At 71.9% G+C, this 18135-nt stretch carries 17 protein-coding genes; 4 read left to right on the top strand and 13 right to left on the bottom strand.

Features of this window, described 5'->3' with window-relative positions; genetic code table 11:
• Window positions 1-21: 21 nt before the first annotated feature.
• On the bottom strand, window positions 22-2970 hold the full coding sequence (locus SXIM_RS18765) for a UPF0182 family membrane protein (protein WP_246156901.1): 2949 nt from the start codon (window positions 2968-2970) through the stop codon (window positions 22-24).
• A gap of 114 nt (window positions 2971-3084) precedes the next feature.
• Here SXIM_RS18765 and SXIM_RS18760 point away from each other — a divergent pair, with 114 nt between their 5' ends.
• Window positions 3085-3627, top strand: coding sequence for a PPA1309 family protein (locus SXIM_RS18760; RefSeq protein ID WP_046725768.1), 543 nt, complete (start codon window positions 3085-3087; stop codon window positions 3625-3627).
• A 76-nt stretch (window positions 3628-3703) separates the two neighbouring features.
• Here the strand turns inward: SXIM_RS18760 and SXIM_RS18755 are convergent, their stop codons facing one another.
• The 4 genes from SXIM_RS18755 to SXIM_RS18740 form a co-directional block, all read right to left on the bottom strand.
• Window positions 3704-4795: a YlbL family protein gene (locus SXIM_RS18755; protein WP_046724723.1), complete on the bottom strand. Its 1092-nt coding sequence runs from the start codon at window positions 4793-4795 to the stop codon at window positions 3704-3706.
• Window positions 4796-4820: 25 nt separating this feature from the next.
• Complete coding sequence (locus SXIM_RS18750) at window positions 4821-5039, bottom strand: hypothetical protein (RefSeq protein ID WP_030737215.1); 219 nt, start codon at window positions 5037-5039, stop codon at window positions 4821-4823.
• Between the two features lie 107 nt (window positions 5040-5146).
• The gene (locus SXIM_RS18745) at window positions 5147-5590 is read right to left on the bottom strand and encodes a molybdenum cofactor biosynthesis protein MoaE (RefSeq protein WP_030737217.1); all 444 of its coding nucleotides are present in this window, start codon (window positions 5588-5590) and stop codon (window positions 5147-5149) included.
• Window positions 5591-5770: 180 nt separating this feature from the next.
• Window positions 5771-6910 (bottom strand): SDR family oxidoreductase, encoded by a 1140-nt coding sequence (locus tag SXIM_RS18740; protein WP_030737221.1) that lies wholly within the window; start codon window positions 6908-6910, stop codon window positions 5771-5773.
• 133 nt (window positions 6911-7043) lie between these two features.
• Between SXIM_RS18740 and SXIM_RS18735 the strand changes: the two genes are divergently transcribed.
• Complete coding sequence (locus tag SXIM_RS18735) at window positions 7044-8483, top strand: zinc-dependent metalloprotease (protein ID WP_030737224.1); 1440 nt, start codon at window positions 7044-7046, stop codon at window positions 8481-8483.
• The gene (locus SXIM_RS18730; RefSeq protein WP_030737227.1) at window positions 8480-9010 is read left to right on the top strand and encodes an NUDIX hydrolase; all 531 of its coding nucleotides are present in this window, start codon (window positions 8480-8482) and stop codon (window positions 9008-9010) included. Before SXIM_RS18735 ends, SXIM_RS18730 begins: the two co-directional genes overlap by 4 nt.
• Window positions 9011-9088: 78 nt before the next feature.
• On the opposite strand, the gene SXIM_RS18725 is transcribed toward SXIM_RS18730, so the two are convergent.
• The 4 genes from SXIM_RS18725 to SXIM_RS18710 form a co-directional block, all read right to left on the bottom strand.
• Window positions 9089-9844: an AIM24 family protein gene (locus SXIM_RS18725; protein WP_046724722.1), complete on the bottom strand. Its 756-nt coding sequence runs from the start codon at window positions 9842-9844 to the stop codon at window positions 9089-9091.
• Between the two features lie 15 nt (window positions 9845-9859).
• Window positions 9860-10549 carry an AIM24 family protein gene (locus SXIM_RS18720; RefSeq protein WP_030737232.1) on the bottom strand — a complete coding sequence of 230 codons (690 nt, stop codon included), beginning with the start codon at window positions 10547-10549 and terminating at the stop codon, window positions 9860-9862.
• Between the two features lie 10 nt (window positions 10550-10559).
• The gene (locus SXIM_RS18715; protein WP_030737235.1) at window positions 10560-12101 is read right to left on the bottom strand and encodes a TerD family protein; all 1542 of its coding nucleotides are present in this window, start codon (window positions 12099-12101) and stop codon (window positions 10560-10562) included.
• Between the two features lie 86 nt (window positions 12102-12187).
• Window positions 12188-12766: a M48 metallopeptidase family protein gene (locus tag SXIM_RS18710; RefSeq protein WP_030737240.1), complete on the bottom strand. Its 579-nt coding sequence runs from the start codon at window positions 12764-12766 to the stop codon at window positions 12188-12190.
• Between the two features lie 201 nt (window positions 12767-12967).
• Here SXIM_RS18710 and SXIM_RS18705 point away from each other — a divergent pair, with 201 nt between their 5' ends.
• Complete coding sequence (locus tag SXIM_RS18705; protein ID WP_107073990.1) at window positions 12968-14128, top strand: TOMM precursor leader peptide-binding protein; 1161 nt, start codon at window positions 12968-12970, stop codon at window positions 14126-14128.
• A gap of 294 nt (window positions 14129-14422) precedes the next feature.
• Here SXIM_RS18705 and SXIM_RS18700 read toward each other — a convergent pair whose 3' ends face one another.
• The 4 genes from SXIM_RS18700 to SXIM_RS18685 all read right to left on the bottom strand — a co-directional run bounded on the left by SXIM_RS18700 (window position 14423) and on the right by SXIM_RS18685 (window position 18018).
• Window positions 14423-14755 carry a hypothetical protein gene (locus SXIM_RS18700; protein WP_030737246.1) on the bottom strand — a complete coding sequence of 111 codons (333 nt, stop codon included), beginning with the start codon at window positions 14753-14755 and terminating at the stop codon, window positions 14423-14425.
• Window positions 14752-15111 (bottom strand): WhiB family transcriptional regulator, encoded by a 360-nt coding sequence (locus SXIM_RS18695; RefSeq protein ID WP_030737249.1) that lies wholly within the window; start codon window positions 15109-15111, stop codon window positions 14752-14754. The genes SXIM_RS18700 and SXIM_RS18695 overlap by 4 nt, the downstream gene beginning before the upstream one ends.
• A gap of 98 nt (window positions 15112-15209) precedes the next feature.
• Entirely contained in the window at window positions 15210-15563 is a 354-nt protein-coding gene (locus SXIM_RS18690; protein WP_078635779.1) for a hypothetical protein, read from the bottom strand.
• Between the two features lie 163 nt (window positions 15564-15726).
• The gene (locus SXIM_RS18685) at window positions 15727-18018 is read right to left on the bottom strand and encodes an ATP-dependent DNA helicase UvrD2 (protein WP_425473469.1); all 2292 of its coding nucleotides are present in this window, start codon (window positions 18016-18018) and stop codon (window positions 15727-15729) included.
• Window positions 18019-18135: the final 117 nt, after the last annotated feature.

The following is an 18135-nucleotide window of genomic DNA, read 5'->3' as shown; positions in this document are numbered from 1 at the left end:
GAGACGCTCCTTCACCGCCGACTAGCCGTCGGTCTGCTCCTCGTCCTCGTTCCGCGCCGCGGAGTCGCCGGACTGCAGCTGCTCCAGCTCGTTCAGCGCCTCCTCCAGGCGCGCCTGCGCCTCGCCGTACGCCGCCCAGTCGCCGTTCTGGAGCGCCGTCTGGCCCTCCTCATAGGCGTCCTGAGCCTGCTGCACCAGCTCCTCGGCGGTCCCGCCACTGGGCGGCGGAGGCGTCTCCTCGCCCTCCTCCGGCGGCGGCTCCTCCGACGGCGGTGTGGGCTCGGCGACCCCGAACACCACGTCCAGCGCCTCGTCCAGCGTGTCCTCGAACGCGGTCTGCTCGCCGTAGGTCACCAGCACCTTCCGCAGCAGCGGATAGTTGGTGCCGGCACCGCGCACGTACACCGGCTCGGCGTACAGCAGCCCGCCTTCCAGCGGCACGGTCAGCAGGTTGCCGTACTCGATCTCCGAGTCACCGCGCTGGAGCAGGTTGATCTCCTGCGCGATGGTCGGGTCCGAGTTGAAGCGGCTCTGCACCTGTTGCGGACCCCACACCGTCGTGTTCGACGGCAGCGTGAGGATTCTCATCGTCCCGTACTCGTCGCTCCTGGTGTCGGCGTCCACCGCCATGTACGCCGCGAGCGTGTCACGGCCGAGCGGCGTGAAGGTGGTGGTCAGGGAGAACGTCTGCTCGTCCTGGTCCGGCATCTTCATGCTCAGGTAGTACGGCGGCACCGACTGACCGCGGTGGGTCGGGTCGTCCGGCACCTGCCAGCGCTCGGAACCGCTGTAGAACTGCGAGGCGGTGTCCACGTGGAAGCGCTGGAGCAGATCGCGCTGGACCTTGAACAGATCCTGCGGGTACCGCAGGTGGTCCATCAGGTCGTCACTGATCTCCGAACGCGGCTCCACCGTGCCCGGGAAGGACTTCATCCAGGTCTTGAGCACCGGGTCGTCCTGGTCCCACTCGTACATGGTGACCTCACCGTTGTACGCGTCGACCGTGGCCTTGACCGAGTTGCGGATGTAGTTGACCCGGTTCTCCTGGGCGACGACCTGACCGCGCTCGTCGGTCAGCGAGGTCTCCGTGGCCTCACCCAGGGTGGTGCGCGAGGCGTACGGGTAGCCGTTGGTCGTGGTGTACGCGTCCACGATCCACATGACCCGGCCGTCGACGACCGCGGGATACGGGTCGCCGTCGATCGTCAGCCACGGCGCGACCGCCTGGACGCGCTCCTTGGGCGTGCGGTTGTACAGGATGCGCGAGCCGTCGCCGATCGCCCCGGAGTACAGGATCTGCGGCTCGCTCATGGTCAGCGCGTACGCGGCACGCTTGAAGTAGTTGTCCAGCGGCACACCGGAGTCCCCGCTGTAGCTGTACTCGACCTCGCCGTCCTCGCCGGCGTAGTCGATCTCCTGCTGCGGGCCGCCCACGATCGAGTACTGGGTGGTGTACTCGCCGTAGTAGATGCGCGGCTCGTACTCACCGAGGTCACCCTGCGGGGGCAGGTCCTGCTCGATGAAGTCCGGCTGACCGTTGCTGAGCACGTCGGTGCCGCTGGCGGCCACCACGCCGAAGCCGTGGGTGTAGCGGAAGTGGTCGTTGATCCAGTTCCGCTCCGGAACGTTGTTGACGTTCATCTCACGCAGACCGATGACGGTGTCCGTCTCGCCGCCGTCCGCGTTCGGGTAGCGGTCCACGTCCAGGGTCGCCGGGAACTGGTAGTACCCGCGGACCTGCTGGATCTGCTGGAACGCGGGCGAGACGACGCTCGGGTCCAGCAGCCGGATGCTGGCCGTGGCGGACACGGCGCCGCGCAGCGTCTCCGGCTCGGCGTCGCTGATGCCGGTGTAGTCCTGCATCTGCGCGTCGTCGATGTCGTAGGACTGCTTGGTGGCATCCAGATGCTTCTGGATGTACGGCATCTCCTTGGCCTGCTCGTTCGGCTTGACCTGGAACTGCTGCACCAGTGCCGGGTAGACGCCGCCGATCAGCACGGCGCACAGCACCAGCAGACCCAGGCCCAGCACCGGCAGCTGCCACACCCGGCGCCACAGGGTGGCGAAGAACAGCACCGCGCAGATGGCGGCGATGATCGTCAGGATGGTCTTGGCCGGCAGGTACGCGTTGGCGTCGACGTAGCGCAGGCCCGTCCAGCCGGCGTTGTCCCGGAAGTCGCCGCCCTTGAGCGCCAGACCGTAGCGGTCGAACCAGTACGCGACCGCCTTCAGCGACACGAACAGGCCCAGCAGCACGGACAGGTGCCCGGTGGCCGCCGGGGTGATCCGGTTGCCCGGGGTGGTCACCCGCAGCCCGCCGTACAGGTAGTGCACGAGAGCGGCGGCGATCAGCGACACCACGACGACGGCGAAGCCGAAGCCGATCAGGAAGCGGTAGAACGGCAGGTCGAACGCGAAGAACGACACGTCCTTGTTGAACTGCGGGTCGGTGACCCCGAAGGAGGTGCCGTTGACGAACTGCAGCCAGGTGCGCCACTGTCCGGATGCCGAACCGCCCGCGATCAGACCCACCAGGATCGCGACCCCGAGCAGCACCCACTTCTTGTAGGGGGCGATACTCATCCGGTAGCGGTCGAGGTTCTGCTGCTCCATCGACATCGCGCTCAGCGGCGGGCGCAGCCGGTGGGCCAGCCAGATGTTCAGCCCCACCGCCAGCGCCATGAGGATCCCGAAGGCCGCGAACATCACGACCCGGGTGACCAGCTGGGTACGGAAGACGCTGGTGTAGTCGACGGACCTATACCACAGCCAATCCGTCCAGAACCCCGCGAACATCGCGAAGAGAATGGCCAGACCGGCCAGGATGGCGGCGGTGATCAGCAGGCTCCGGGCGCCCTTGGAGGGGCGATTGAACCCCCGTCCGCCCGGACCTCGGGGGCCTCTGGGCCCGTTCGGACCGCTGGGGCGGCCCGAGCCCCGGTCCGGCATCTGGAAAGCCAAGGTGCGCACCTCAAAGATTCGCGGGTGGATGAAGCCGGGCAACCCAGGGGTTGCCCACTGAACTAACTTACTCAAGCTTTACTCGGTTCCCGTTTCCGGGGCCCGGGAAGGCACGATATGCCCATGGACAACACGCCCCACATGCCCGCGGCCGCGAACCCCCTGACGCGGGCCGTACTGGAGATCGATCAATACAGCGCAGGACTGGGGTGGGACCGGCCCGCGGTGCTCTTCGCCCTCGTCGACACCGCCCGGCTGCGTGCCAGCGAACCGGGCCTCGCCGACCGCCTCGAACTCGCGGAGGGCGCCGAACTCACCCCCATTGAGCAGGAAGAACTTCCGGACGGCGTGCCGCTGGACGAGTTCTTGGCGACCATCGCCTGGCCCGGGGCGGTGGCCGGATGCGCACTGACGCTGGAGCGGCTCATGCTGCCGGCCTCGGCCGAGGCGAAGGTGCCCGAGGAGCTGTCCGGGGAAGAGCTGACGCGCTGGGTGGCCGAACACCCCGAGCGCAAGGAGGTCCGGATGACGGTCGCGGTGCTGCGCGACGGCGGCCGTGAATCGGCGCTGCGATTCCGGGAGAAGGACAGCGACACCGAGGTCCTGACCGGCGCCGATCTCGTACCGGGCCTGGCGGAGGCGCTGTCGGCGACGTTCGAGGAGTGAGCCCGGCGCCCGGCGTCATAACAAAGCCGTAACAACACCGGGCGGGTGGCACGGCCCGCGGGGGCGTAGGGGGGCGTCAGCCCTTCGCGCACCGCGGCAGCGCGTCCGTGTCGCCCGTCCTGATCAGCTCCAGGGCGTCCAACGCGCCCTGGAGGTTCTCGACCTCCACGAGGGTGAGCCCGCCCGGCGTGTCGGCGGCGGCCGCCGCGCAGTTGTCCTTCGGGGTCAGGAAGTACTCCGCGCCCGCGTCCCGGGCCGCGATGGTCTTCATGGTGACGCCGCCGATCGGGCCGACCGTCCCCACGTCGTCGATGGTCCCGGTGCCGGCCACGAACGCGCCGCCGGTGAGGTCCTCGGGGGACAGCTTGTCGATGAGGCCCAGGCTGAACATCAGCCCGGCGCTCGGACCGCCGACATCGGCCAGCTCGATGTCGATGGTGAAGGGGAAGGTGTGCGCGACCCCGGCCACGATCCCGACGATGGCGCGCCCGTCGTCCTGCGCCCCGCCGGTGGTGATGGTGACGTCCCGCGTCTGCGAGGGCAGCTCCCGCCCGGCGTCGCGGGCGGCTTCCGCCTCGTCCGCGGGAACGATGGTGAACACCACGTCCTCGCCCGCCGTGTGCTTGGTGACCTCCTCGGCGACCTGCCCCGGGTCGCTGATCTTCGTACCGTCCACGGCCACGATCGCGTCGCCCGCGTGCAGTTTGCCCTCGGAAGGGCTGTCCTTGACCACCGAGTCCACGATGGTCTGGGTGGTGAAGTCGATACCCAGTTCGTTGAGGGCGGCGACCTTGGCGCTCTCCTGGGAGCGGCTGAACTGCTCGGCGTTCTCCTGCTCCACCTCGTCCGCGCTGACATCGTCCGGATACAGGGTGCGGTGCGGGACGACGGCGCGGTCGTCGGCGAACCAGCCGGCCATGGCCTCCAGCAGGTTCATCCGGTAGTTGATCCCGGTGACCCGGACGGTGGTCATGTTGAGGTGACCGGTGGCCTCGTACGTCTCGTGGCCGTCGATGCTGAGCACCGGCTCGTCCGAGTAGTCGCCCAGCGTGTTGACGGTCGGCCCCGGAGACAGCTCCGAGTAGGGCACCTTGGCCAGCACTCCGGCGGTCAGCAGAGCTATCAGCAGCAGAGTGGACGTCAGCAGCGTCGCGGTGCGGCGTGGCATGCCTTGACAGTACGTGAGGGACCGCTCAGCCGTCGGCCGGGGCCCGCTCCCCGGAGGCCGGGCGGAACGTGGACACCGGGATCGGGGAGCGCTCCATGGCGGAACGGAACCGGTCATAGCGGCGGACGCCGGCGGCGTCCGCGATACCCCCGACGCCGGTCTGGCGGCGGGTGGCCCAGGTGCCCCACACACCGGCCACCAGCCCACCGGCGACCGGGATCAGCAGCCACACCAGCACGGCCACGACCGACCACCTCCCACCTCGGCGAGCGCTGAATGCTTCGGCAAGACAACGCTCGGGGGAGCGCGGGGGTTACGCAACTGGAGCAGCGCACGCCCCCAGGCGTGTGATCATCCGCACGCGCCCACCCAGTCGTCGGTGCCGTCGTCGAACGTCTGACGCTTCCAGATCGGCACCTCCCGCTTCAGATCGTCGATCAGCCGGCGGCAGGCGGCGAACGCCTCGGCCCGGTGCGGACAGGCGACCGCCACCACCACGGCGATGTCACCGACCTCCAGCGCACCGGTGCGGTGCACGGCGGCCAGCGCCCGCACCGGGAAGTCGGCCACCACCTTCTCGGCGACGGCGCGCAGGGCCGCCTCGGCACCGGGGTGGGCGGAGTACTCCAGAGCGGTGACGGCTGCGCCGGACGGGTGACCGTCGTGGTCGCGGACCGTCCCCACGAACAGCGCGGTCCCGCCGGCGGCGTCGTCCCCCACCGCCCCGAACACCTCGTCGACGGACAGCGGCGCCTCGCGTACCGCGAGCAGCCGCACCGGATCGGACCGGCTCATGATGGCTTCGCCTGCCTTCCTGGATCCGCGCGCGCGTGCGCACGCGCTTCCGGCCCCCACCCAACACCAAGGCTCCCGCGCCACACCACCGCCCCACTCGTACCGGGGCGGACGACGCGGCGGCGGACGGCGGAGCGGCGGGGCGCGGCGGGCCGCCGTACCCCGGCCCGCCGCGGGCGGTCAGCGTCTGCGGGCCTTGCGGGCCCGGCGGACCAGCGCGGCCGTACCGACCAGCGCCACGGTGGCGCCGGCCGCGCCCAGTGTGGTCGCCGCGTCCTTGCGGCCCAGCCGCCGGCCGGCCACCGTGTGCCGGCCCGCCACCTCGGTGAGCAGTTCGGCCAGCACCTCCTCGTTGGTCCATTCGGGCCGCCAGCCCGCCTCGTGCAGCTTGCTGCCGCTGACCACCCACGGATGCATGGTGTACGCCAGGTCCCCGGCCGGGGACGGGGTCAGGCCCAGCCGGTGCAGCCGGCCCGCCGCGCCCAGGGCGACGGCCGGGGGCAGCTCCATGCGGCGGATGCCGGACAGCTCCTCGACCTCCTCCTGTTCCAGCCAGCCGTCACAGCCCACCGCCAGCTCACCCTCGACCCGCTCCAGCGCCGCGTACTCCAGCGCGCCCACCAGGTCCTGCACGTGGCAGAACTGCCAGCGCGGCCGGGAGCCGGCCACCACCAGCAGCCGGGGCGACTCGAAGTACCGGGTGAGGGCCGTGTCCATGCCGCCCACCAGGACGGCGGGACGCAGCACGGTGACGTTGAGCCCGGGGTGGGCACGCGGCGCGCGGCGGGCCAGGTCCTCGATCTCCAGGAAGTCCCCGACACAGGTGGCCTCGGCCGTGGCCCGCAGTTCGGCGTCCTCGGCGAGCGGCAGATCGTTGTCCGGCAGCGCCCCGTAGACCATGGCGGAGGTGACCAGCACCACCCGCCGCACCCCCGCCGCGGCGGCCGCGGTGAGCACGGTCTGGGTGCCGCGCACGTTGTACGCGGTACGGATCGCGGGGTCCGACTCCAGGTCGAGGTCGAGCGCGAGGTGGACCACGACGTCCACCGGGCTTTCGTGCTCGGCGGACTCGCGCGAGATGCCACGGGTGCGCAGCAGCTCGGCGATGGCCGGGTCGCGGACGTCGAGGGTGTGCCATTCGGCGCCCTTGGCGTCCCCGAGGCGCTCATCGAGCGCCAGCACACGGTGGACGTCCGGCGTGGCCAGCAGCCGCTCGGTGAGCAGCGCCCCGACCCCGCCTGCGGCGCCGGTGACCGCGACGGTCAGCGGCGCCTTGGGGCCGTTTCGCGCTGCGCGAACGGTTGGCTCCGGGGAACTCACAGGACTTCTCCAGCGGTTGTTTCAGTACGACGTGCGCAGGCCCCATCCTGCCTGAGAGGTGTCTAGGCTGGAGGCAGAGACCAGCGATTCAGGCACGTTGGTTCCGTCCGACGACACAGAGCCGAGGATTCCCGTGAGTAACTTCCCCTTCGGATTCGGCCTCCCGGATGACCCCGACGACGACCCCGGCAAGAAGAAGGACGGCCAGGGCGGCGGCGAGCTGCCGGGCGGCGATCCGCTGTCGGCGATGTTCGGGTCGCTGGGCGCGGGCGGCCAGATGAGCCCGCAGGATCTGGGCGCCGCGTTCCAGCAGCTGGGACAGCTGCTGTCCTACGAGGGCGGCCCGGTCAACTGGGAGCTGGCCCAGAACGTGGCGCGCCAGACGGTCGCGCAGGGCGCGGCCGACGGTTCGAAGGACACCAGCGTGGGCCGGCACGAGCGTGAGCAGGTCGAGGAGGCCATGCGGCTGGCCGACCTGTGGCTGGACGGGGTCACGGCGCTGCCCTCGGGGGCCGGCACGGCGGTGGCGTGGAGCCGCGCCGAGTGGGTCGAGGCGACCCTGCCGGTGTGGAAGGAGCTGGTGGACCCGGTCGCGGAGCGCGTGGGCGCGGCGATGAGCGATGTCCTGCCCGAGGAGATGCGGGCCATGGCGGGCCCGCTGCTGGGCATGATGCGCTCGATGGGCGGGGCGATGTTCGGCACCCAGATCGGGCAGGCGGTGGGGGTGCTGGCCGGTGAGGTGGTGGGTTCCACCGACATCGGGCTGCCGCTGGCGCCGGCGGGCAAGGCGGCTCTGCTGCCGGTCAATGTGACGGCGTTCGGTGCGGGCCTGGGGGTCCCGCAGGACGAGGTACGGCTGTATCTGGCGCTGCGGGAGGCCGCACACCAGCGGCTGTTCGCGCATGTGCCGTGGCTGCGCTCGCACCTGTTCGGCGCGGTGGACGGGTACGCGCGCGGTATCCAGGTCGACACGGAGAAGCTGGAGGGCCTGGTCGGGCAGCTGGACCCGAGCCGGCCCGAGGAATTGCAGGAGAAGCTCCAGCAGGGTCTCTTCCAGCCGGAGGACACGCCGCAGCAGAAGGCGGCGCTGGCCCGGCTGGAGACGGCGCTGGCGCTGGTGGAGGGCTGGGTGGACGCGGTGGTGCACGCCGCCGCCGAGCCGCACCTGCCGGCCGCCTCCGCGCTGCGCGAGACGCTGCGGCGGCGCCGGGCGACCGGCGGCCCGGCGGAGCAGACGTTCGCCACCCTGATCGGTCTGGAGCTGCGGCCCCGCCGGCTGCGGGACGCGGCCCGGCTGTGGGCGTCGCTCACGGACGCGCGCGGGGTGTCGGGGCGGGAGGCGCTGTGGGCGCACCCGGACCTGCTGCCCACGGCGGAGGACCTGAACGACCCGGACGGTTTCGTCCACCACGAGCAGCCGGACTTCTCCGAGCTGGACCGGATGCTGGGCGAGGCCTCGCAGGACGGCCAGGAGTCGCGGGACGGCCAGGAGTCGCAGGACCGCCCGCGTCTGGAGAAGGACGGCGACGACGGGGACGGCGACAAGGACAAGGGCGGGGACGACACCAAGTGAGTTCCCTGCACCAGGACGCGGCGCGGGTGCTTGAGGCGTGGCCCGCGCCGGACGGCGCACAGGACAAGCTGCGCGCCGAGTACGCCGCCCATCTCGCGGCGCACCCGGACGGCATGTGGAAGGCGTGCGCCGCCGGTCATCTCACCGCGAGCGCGTTGATCATCGACCCGGAACGGCGGCAGGTGCTGCTCACCTTGCACCGCAAGCTGCGGATGTGGCTGCAGACCGGCGGCCACTGCGAGCCGGGCGACCCGACCCTGGCGGACGCGGCGCTGCGCGAGGCGACGGAGGAATCGGGTGTCCCGGGCCTGCGGCTGCTGCCCCAGCCGGTCGGTCTGGACCGGCACAGCACGCCGTGCGCCGTCCATCTGGATGTGCAGTACGCGGCTCTGGCCCCGTCCGGCGCGCGTGAGTCCATCAGTGAGGAATCACTGGAGCTGCGCTGGTTCGACTACGAAGAGGTCCAGGAGATCGCGGACGCCTCGGTGGTCCGCCTGCTGGACCGCACCCGCGCCGCCCTGCGCTAGACCGTGGCCGGCCCCGCCGCGACGCCCCCGGCCCACCCGGCGCCGTGGCCGTCGTGGCAGTGCCGGCCGTGAGGGGCGCTAACGCGGCCCCCAGGCGCCGCCCTGGTGCAGGCCGGGGCCCGCCCCGACGCGGCCGGCCGTCGGGAGACGCTGGCCGAAGGAGGTGTGCTGGGGCGGCAGCAGTTCGCTGGGCTGCACCACCGCGTACCCCGCCCCCATGAAGCTCAGCTCCCAGCCCTCGCCGGTCGCCCCGCGCCGCCGCCAGATGGAGCGGGAGGCGGTCTGCGCCTGCATCTGCACCCGCAGCCCGGTGCTCCAGGCCACCACGGCGTCCGCGTCGGCGCTCACGTAGCGGTCGGGGGTCACCGGCATCACCAGCGGCGCGTCCGAGGTGGTGATGGCGACCTTGCCCTGCCCGCTGATGACGAGGTTGTACGCGCCGGCCCCGGCGATGCCGTGCTGGCTCTCCACCGAGATGATCTCCCAGTGCAGATGGGAGTCGAAGGCCAGCACGTAGGCGCTGTCCACGGTGAGCCCGTCGTGGCCGACGTCCAGGACGTGGATGTGCTGGGCGAGGTTGGCGAGGTAGACGGTGCCCTGCCCGAAGCAGCGCATGAGCGGCAGCACCTCACCGGTGGCCCACTGCGCGTACTGCTGGTGGCGGCTCAGGTATTCGCCGTCGAACTCGACCATGCCCTCGAAGGCCACCATGGAGCCGGCCCTGGCCACCAGGTCCTCGCCCTCGCTCAGGTTCACCCGCAGCATCCGGGCGTTCTGCGAGGCGAAGCGCTCGGCGGACTGCGTCACCGTGTGGTTGAAGATCGTGCTCTGCATGTCCCGCTCTCCCCGTTAGGACGGCTGCTGCTGCTCGGTGAGCCGCTCGGTGCTGTCCTCACTGGGCTGGACGACGACGAAGCCCTCGCCGCTGAACCCCAGCTGGTACGCCTCGCCGCTGCCCCGGCCGATCAGTGAGGACGCCTTGAAGCTGCGTCTGCCCTTCATCTCCAGGCCGGTGGACCAGGCGACGAGCGCGTCGGGGTCCACGAAGATCTCGCCGTCCCGCGCGCAGTCGATGACCACCGGGACGCCGCGGCTGGTGACGGCGACCCACCCCGTACCGGAGATCCCGAAGTTGAACAGGCCCTGCCCGGCGAACTTGGCCATGCCCTTGACCCGCTGCACGCCCCAGGTGAGATGGGCGTCGAAGGCGAGGACGTTCGTGGCGTTGACGGACAGGTTCTCGTCGTTGAGGGGGACGCAGACCACGTTGGCGCCGTAGTCGGCCAGGTAGAGGATGCCGTCGCCGTGGCAGCGCATCAGCGGGACGCTCTCGCCGCTGAGCCACTGCGAGGCGACCCGGCGCAGCGCTGCCGGGTTGGACTCGTACTGGATGAAGCCCTCGTAGGCGACCATGGAGCCGGTCCTGGCGAGGAGTTCCGCGCCGGTCCGCATGGCGATCTTGGCCATGGTGGGGCCGTGGTTCTCCATCCGCGCGGTCGGCGGGGTCGGGGCGTGGCCCGACACCATGTGCTGATCCATCATCGCTCCGTCAGATCTCGAACGGCTGGACGATCACAAAGTTCCCCGGGGCACCGCGGAACTGGAGCTGGGTGGTCTCCCCGCTGTCGCCGGGGTAGGCGTGGCGGCGCAGGCGGACCTGATGGGCCACCAGCACCTGGGCGGCCGCCGACCAGGCGATGGTGGCGTTGGCGTCGGTGAAGGTCATGGGGGTGACGGGCAGGACGAGGGGTTCGCCGCGCGTGGTGATGACGACGGTGCCGTGGCCGTGGAACTGGAGGGCGTAGAGCGAGCCGCCCGGGATGCCGTGGCCGTCGATGCGGCGTACCTCGTGGTCGAGGGTCTCGTCGAAGGCGAGGACGTGCTGGGAGGCCACGCACAGGGCGTCGCCCTGGAGCTCGACGGGGTGCAGGCGGGTGGCTTCCTCGGCGAGGTAGACCTGGCCGGTGCCGCTGACCCGCATGAGGGAGCCGAAGCCCTCGCCGGTCATGCCGCTGACCAGGCGGCGCTTGATACCACCGCCCTTGTAGGCGAAGTCGACGTCGCCCTGGTAGAGCACCATGGAGCCGAGCCTGGCCATGATGGGGCGGCCCTCGTCGGCGGCGAGGTCGATGCGGACGAGCTGGGGGTTCTGGAGGCTCCAGCGGCCGGCCTCGGAGCCGAGCGCGCCGTAGGCGTCGAGGGCCGTGCGTATCCCGCCGGCGGGTGGGGCGGGCAGCGGTTCCTGCGGCTGCGGCGGTGCCTGCCCGAACCCGGCGGCCGGAGCCGCGGCCGGGGGTGGCCCGGTGGGGACGGGGGCGGGTGGCGGTACGGGCGCGGGTGGTCCGACCGGTGCGGCCGGCGGGGGGACGGCCGGTGCGGGTGCGGGCGGTGCGGGTGCGGGCTGCGGCGGGGCGGGCGCCGCGACCGGAGCGGCCGGGGCCGGGGCCGGGGCCGCGAACGTGACGGGCGCCGGCGCGGGTGCGGGCGCGGATCCGGGTGGTGGCGCGAAGCCGGGCACGGCGGCGGGCTGCTGCGGCTCGGGCGCCGCCTCCGCCTCCGGCTCCTCCTCGACCTCGCCGCCGAAGTGCCGCAGCAGCGCCTCCAGTCCACCGTCGAAGCCCTGGCCGACCGCGGCGAAGCGCCAGCCGTCCTTGCGGTAGAAGTCGCCCAGCATCACGGCCCGCTCGGTGGTGAACTCCGAGCCCTCGAACGCGTACCGGACCACCTCCTCGCCACCCGCCACGATGCGCAGATAGCCGGGCGCCGCCTGCGCCATGGTGCCGTCGCCGTCGATGGTGGCGGTGAAGGCGAGCCGGTCGATGGCAGGAGGCACCCGGTCCAGGGTGATCCGGAAGGACTCGGTGTCCCCGGCCTGCGCGCCCAGCAGTTGCAGGGACTCCTCGGGCGAGGCGATCTGGTTGTAGAAGATGAAGTACCGGTCGTCACTGAGGCGTTCGTCGGCGTCGAGGCCGAAGCAGCTGATGTCGAAGGTCATCCCCGGACCGGAGATCTGGACGCCGACGTAGAGGTCCGTCCCCAGGGTGAGGTCACTGAGTCTGGCCTTCTGGCCGCGTTGGAATTGCCTGACCATGCGTATCCGACCGTCCCCCGGTCCCGATCCGAACGAACTGTGTCGATCAGCCTAGTCGTTGCCGCCGACAGCGGGACGGCGGAGTGTCAGTCGGGGGCACCGCAGGGGATGTACGGCAACCGCTCGGCGGCCACCACCCCCTCCAGGAACCCGCGGGCCCGCTCGGTGCGCGGGTAGGCGTCCAGCAGCCGCCAGAAGCCCTCGCCGTGACCGGGCACCAGGAGATGCGCCAGCTCGTGGAGGATGACGTAGTCGATGACGTACTCGGGCATGCCCTGGAGCCGGTGGGAGAGCCGGATACTGCCCATGGCGGGGGTGCACGAGCCCCAGCGGGAGTTCTGGTTGGTCACCCAGCGCACACTGTCGGGGCGGGCCCGGCCGCGCAGATAACGGGCGGAGAGCTCGGCGGCGCGCTGCCCGAGCGCGTCGTCGTCGAGCATCCGGCGGTCTTCCTGGGCGGCGAGCTTCTCCAGCATGACCGAGACCCAGCGTCGCTCCTCGTCGGCCGACATCCGGGCGGGGATGAGGACCACGGTGCGGTCGCCCTCGCGGTAGGCGGAGACCGTACGCCGGCGGCGGGTGGAGCGGCGCACCTCGACCGCCCGGTCCACCGGGGGGCTGATCCGCGGCGGGCCGGCGCTGCTGTTCAGCGGATCGGCGGTCACCCTTCGACGTTACCCGCTGACAGGCGGAAATGTCCCCCCTGGCGGCTCCGGAGCGGGCAAGCGGCGTGGAGCAGGGCCGCTTATCGGACCATATCCCTCACATGTGGATAACTTTTCGCTCCGCCGTCGCCTGATCGTGCACTCTGAGTCACGAACGGAGTGCGACAGGTGAAAGTGACAGTGAAAGCGGGGATGACCCACATGCATCCGATGATCAAGCCGGCCCTGCGCCGTGGCTGGCGGGACGGACACACCCTGCGCTTCGGGGTGACCCCCGCCCACGCGGTACTGCTGGGGCCGGTGGACACGGCCACCCAGAGCTTTCTGACCCTGCTGGACGGCACCCGGGGGCTGCCCGCGTTGCGGGACGCGGCGGCGGCACTGGGGCTGGGCCGCGCCGCCGCCGACCGGATCGCGCACCGGCTCACCGACCTGGGCGTGCTCGACGACGCGGCGGCCGACCGTACGGCGGCCTCCCGGGTCACCGAGGCCGCGCGGCCGGACCTCGCCTCGCTGTCCCTGGTGCATCGCGAACCCGGCCGGGGGCTGCGCCGGCTGCTGGAACGCCGCCGGGCCTGGGTGCGGGTGCGCGGCGCCGGCCGGGTGGGCGCGGCGGTGGCGGTCACGCTGGCCCAGGCGGGCGTGGGCCGGGTAGAGGTGGTCGACGGTGGCCGGGTGTCGGCCGCCGACACCTCGCCGGGCGGGGTACGCGCCGACCGCAAGGGGGAGCGCCGCGCCGAGGCGGCGGCCTCGGCGGTGAGCGCCGCCGTCCCCTGGCAACGCGAGGGTGGGCCGCCCCCGCCCGGGGAACGGCGGGAAGGGCCGCATCTGGTGGTGCTCGCCCCGCGCGACGGCATCACCGCCTACGCCCCCGACCCGGCGGCGGCCGCTCAACTGCTCGCGGCCGGCACACCGCATCTGTACGCGGGGGTGGTGGAAGCCACCGGCTTCACCGGTCCCCTGGTACGGCCCGGGCGCACAGCCTGTGCGGAATGTCTGCTGCACACCAGGGCCCGGGGCGAACCGGGCTGGCCACTGCTGGTGGCCCAGTGGCGCAACGCCCGTCCCGGTACCACCCCGTCCTGCGACGCCGCCCTGGCCCAGACGATCGCGGGACTGACGGCGGCCACCGTGCTCTCCTACCTGGACGGCACGGCCCCGCCCCCGCTGAGCACCCGGACGGAACTCTCCCTGCCCGACCTCTCCTTCACCACGACCACCCATCCGCCGCACCCCGACTGCCCCTGCGGAGCCTTCAGGTCCGGTACCCATCCCGCGCCCTCACCCGCACCCGACGCGGAAGACGTCTCCGGCTCACCGGCCCAGGGCCGCGCCGCCTCCCCGGCAGGGGCTCCCCCGTGAAGGTCGGGACGAGGCCGGGCGATGGTCCGGCGGCCGGAGGCCGGTCCGCCGCACGGCCCCCGGAACGCGGGCCGCAGGCCCACCGGATCACACCGCCCCGTACGCGACGGGAAGGCACCGTGCCCCGTCGGGGCGGGGCGGCCCGCTAAAGCCGACCCCCTGATCGTGTACCCGGGCCGACCGCGCGCCGCGGGAACGCGGGAACGCGGGAACACGGGAACGCGGGAACACGGGAACACGGAAGCCCCCGCCGGGGCGGGGGCTTCGGTCGAAGGTGGACGGCCGCTGACGAGGTCAGCGCTGGTGGAGCACCGCCTGGGCCAGAGCCCGGCGGGCCCGGTTGGAGGCCCGCTCCGCACGGGCCTGGAGGCGGCGGGACTTGCGGTGCAGCCGGTCGGCGATGGCCACCTGCCGCGACATGCGTTGGGATTCGGCTTCGCGCACGCGTTCGCTCATATGGGAGCGGGCCAGCGCTTCTGGGATGAGATACAACTCGGTGATCCTGTTCTGGTCCTGGCGCGGTGCGACCGCGGCCAGATCTGCGGTGTTGTCGTTCAGTGGACGGATCCGTGAGATCCGCCGGGGGCCATGGGCGGCCGGGTTTCCGATGGTGCCGTTGGTGTTCATGAGGCGAGGACCGGGTTCTTGCGCGGGCGGCCACGGGGCCGCTTCCTCGGCACCACCACACCCTGGACGAAGAGCTCGCCGCCCCAGACGCCCCACGGCTCACGCCGCTCCTTGGCGCCGGCCAGACATGCCTCGCGCAGCGGACAGGCGCCGCACAGCGACTTGGCGTATTCGACGTCCTCCGGGGACTCGGCGAAGAACACCTCGGGGTCGTAGGAACGGCACGGCACGGTGGCGTCGAGTCGCTCGATGGCCTCGTCGAGTTCGTTGAGGCTGTACAGCGGGGTCACAGAAGTCTCCGGATCGGGTGGTGAGTTCAGGTCAGGTCGGGCGGACGGCGCGATGGGCACGGTCATGTCTTCGTTCTTTTCTGTTGTCGTGGGCAAAACAGAAGGGCCGCGGATCCCGAAGTGGGTTCCGCGGCCCTGGAAGGTGCCGACCTGATCTGTGCCGATCAGGCTGGGTGCGTCCAGGGTTTGAGCCCGCGGAGGGCCCACATCGTGTGGAGCTGGGTCTTCTGCTGTCCGAACAGCTGATTCGCTGCCACTGCTGCCGCGCCGGCACCGTTGGCTGCTGCTGCTGCGATCGCGTCATAGGCATCCGATGCCTGTGCCGCTGCCACTGCCGCTACCGCGGGCGCCTGGGTCGGTCGCTCACTGCGCTCGACGCGCTCAATGCGCACCTCACGCACGGCTTCGGCACCAGAGACACCGGTGGCGAAGAACAGGTGGGAACCGCCCGGCAGGCAGGAGGAGACGACGTCATGGCCGGACAGCCCGGACAGTTTCGTCAGAGTGATGGTCGCCACTGGAATCGCCTCCCCTAAGGAGTCTCGGCGGGTACAGGAATCACATCCTGACCCGAGGCATACAGAATCGGTACAACTCAGTACAGCACGGCTCGTCCGGAAGCGAAAGCCTCCCTCGACGCCGTGTGCAGCACGCTATGCGTATCGCTCGGGGCCGCGCAAACTATTTTCCCGAGGTTTCCCCGTCGGGGTGATCGGCGGCCTCCTCCGCCGCCTCCCCGTCCCGCTCGGGAAGCTCCTGACCTGCGCACAGGGCCAGTACGTCGTCGCCGAACTGAGCCAGTTTGTGGGCTCCGACACCCGAGATCCGCGACAACTGGGCCCGGTCGCCCGGCACCGACTCGGCGATCGCCATCAAGGTGACATCGGTGAACACCGCGTACGCCGGGCGTCCCAGCTCCTTCGCCTGCTCCAGGCGCCACTCCCGCAGCCGCTCGTACAGCGCCTCGTCCATGGTGGAGGGGCAGTCCACGCAGCGCCGCAGCTTCATCTCGGTGGCCTCGGTCAGCGTCCGCCCGCACACCCGGCACGGCACCGGGCCGCGCGGCTTGCGGCGGCGTCCGCCCTCGCCACCGCCCTCGACGCCGCCCGCCCCGCCCTTGCGGCGGGCACCGGCGGGACCCGAGCCGGGCCGCAGCCCGTCCAGGAAGCGGCTGGGCCGCCGGGAGGCCCGGCCGCCCGGGGCGCGCGCCAGCGACCACGACAGCGTCAGATGCAGCCGGGCCCGGGTCACCCCCACGTACAGCAGCCGCCGTTCCTCCTCGATCTGCTCGGCCGTCTTGGCGTGCGTGATGGGCAGCATCCCGTCGGTGAGCCCGACCAGGAACACCGCGTCCCACTCCAGGCCCTTGGCGGTGTGCAGGGAGGTGAGGGTGACCCCCTCCACGGTCGGGGCGTGCTGGGCGTTGGCCCGCTCGTCCAGTTCGGCGACGAAGGCGACCAGCGTGGCGCCCGGGGTGGCGCGCTGGAAGTCCTCGGCAAGCCGCACCAGGGCCGCCAGGGACTCCCACCGGTCCCGGGCAGCGCCCGAGCCGGCCGGCGGCTCCGGCGTCCAGCCGGTGGTGGCCAGCACCGCGCCCACCTCGGCGGCCAGGCCGTCCGCCCCCACCAGGGCCTGGTCGTTGCCGCTGCCGGCCCGCGCCGCCCCGCGCAGCGCCATCCCGGCCTGCCGGATCTCGGGGCGTTCGAAGAACCGCTCGGCGCCCTTGAGCTGGTAGGGCACCCCGGCCTCCGCCATGGCGGCCTCATAGCTCTCGGACTGGGAGTTGGCCCGGTACAGCACAGCGATCTCGCTGGCGGGCACGCCCTCCCCGCCCTGCTCGACCGGGGTCATCAGCTGCCGGATCCGGCGGGCGGTCGCGGCGGCCTCGGTCGGCTCGTCCGGGTGCTCGGAGAACTCCGGCTCGGGCCCGGCCGGACGCTGCGAGATCAGCTGGAGCCGGGACTCGGCGGCCCGGCCCTTCGCCTGGTCCAGCAGACCGTTGGCCAGCTGCACCACCTGCGGGGTGGAGCGGTAGTCCCGCACCAGCTTCACCACGGTGGCGTTGGGGTGCAGGGTGCGGAAGTTCAGCAGGTGGTCCGGGGTGGCCCCGGTGAAGGAGTAGATGGTCTGGCTGGCGTCCCCGACCACGCACAGGCTCTCCCGGTCCCCCAGCCACAGCTGGAGCAGCCGCTGCTGGAGCGGGCTGACGTCCTGGTACTCGTCGACGACGAAGTGCTGGTACTGGCGGCGCACGGTCTCGGCGATGTCGGCGCGGTCCTGGAGGATGCCGACGGTGAGCAGCAGCACATCCTCGAAGTCGATGGCGCCCCGGTCCTGCTTGAGCTGTTCGTAGGTGGCGTAGATGCGGCTGGTCTGCGCGGGGTCGCGCGGCGCGTCCTTGCCTGCCTTGACGACGGCCGCCGGATAGTCGTCCGGAGTGGTCTGGGTCACCTTGGCCCACTCGATCTCGCCGGTGACATCGCGCAGCTCGTGGCCGTTGAGGGAGATCCGGCAGCGCCCCGCCGCCTCCGAGATCAGTTTGATCTTGCGGTCCAGCAGGCGGGGCACCTCGCCGCCCACCGCCCTGGGCCAGAAGTACTGGAGCTGGCGCAGCGCGGCCGAGTGGAACGTCCGGGCCTGGACCCCGCCCGCGCCCAGGCCGCGCAGCCGGCCGCGCATCTCGCCCGCCGCCCGGTGGGTGAAGGTGACCGCCAGCACCGTGCTGGGCTGGAAGACCCCCGAGCGCACCCCGTAGGCGATGCGGTGGGTGATCGCCCGGGTCTTGCCGGTGCCGGCCCCGGCGAGCACGCACACCGGGCCGTGCAGGGTGGTGGCCACCGCGCGCTGTTCGGGGTCGAGCCCGTCGAGCACGGCGTCGGCGGAGTCCGGAACGGTCGGGAAACCGGAGGAGCCGGGGAGGCCGGGGGAGCCGGGGAGTCCTGGGGGCGGGGTTGCTGCTGTCACGCCCGTCATGCTGCCAGGTCCCGCGCCGGGATGCGGGTCACTTGTCCACAGGCTCGGTCATACCGTCACACCATTCCTGGGGATTACGCACCCCACCGTCGGCGTTGTCCCTTCAGCGATGATGGG

The sequence above is a fragment of the Streptomyces xiamenensis genome (assembly GCF_000993785.3).
In the GTDB taxonomy this organism is placed as follows: domain Bacteria; phylum Actinomycetota; class Actinomycetes; order Streptomycetales; family Streptomycetaceae; genus Streptomyces; species Streptomyces xiamenensis.
Note: the sequence above shows the minus strand (reverse complement) of the source record. Positions and strands in the feature narration are given on the sequence as shown.

Coding starts and splice junctions, on each gene's coding strand:
- SXIM_RS18695 (WP_030737249.1), bottom strand. CDS start 15,111: ATGACCGTGCCCATCGCGCCGTCCGCCCGACCTGACCTGAACTCACCA.
- SXIM_RS18720 (WP_030737232.1), bottom strand. CDS start 10,549: ATGGATCAGCACATGGTGTCGGGCCACGCCCCGACCCCGCCGACCGCG.
- SXIM_RS18700 (WP_030737246.1), bottom strand. CDS start 14,755: ATGAACACCAACGGCACCATCGGAAACCCGGCCGCCCATGGCCCCCGG.
- SXIM_RS18685 (WP_425473469.1), bottom strand. CDS start 18,018: ATGACGGGCGTGACAGCAGCAACCCCGCCCCCAGGACTCCCCGGCTCC.
- SXIM_RS18715 (WP_030737235.1), bottom strand. CDS start 12,101: ATGGTCAGGCAATTCCAACGCGGCCAGAAGGCCAGACTCAGTGACCTC.
- SXIM_RS18705 (WP_107073990.1), top strand. CDS start 12,968: ATGCATCCGATGATCAAGCCGGCCCTGCGCCGTGGCTGGCGGGACGGA.
- SXIM_RS18755 (WP_046724723.1), bottom strand. CDS start 4,795: ATGCCACGCCGCACCGCGACGCTGCTGACGTCCACTCTGCTGCTGATA.
- SXIM_RS18760 (WP_046725768.1), top strand. CDS start 3,085: ATGGACAACACGCCCCACATGCCCGCGGCCGCGAACCCCCTGACGCGG.
- SXIM_RS18745 (WP_030737217.1), bottom strand. CDS start 5,590: ATGAGCCGGTCCGATCCGGTGCGGCTGCTCGCGGTACGCGAGGCGCCG.
- SXIM_RS18725 (WP_046724722.1), bottom strand. CDS start 9,844: ATGCAGAGCACGATCTTCAACCACACGGTGACGCAGTCCGCCGAGCGC.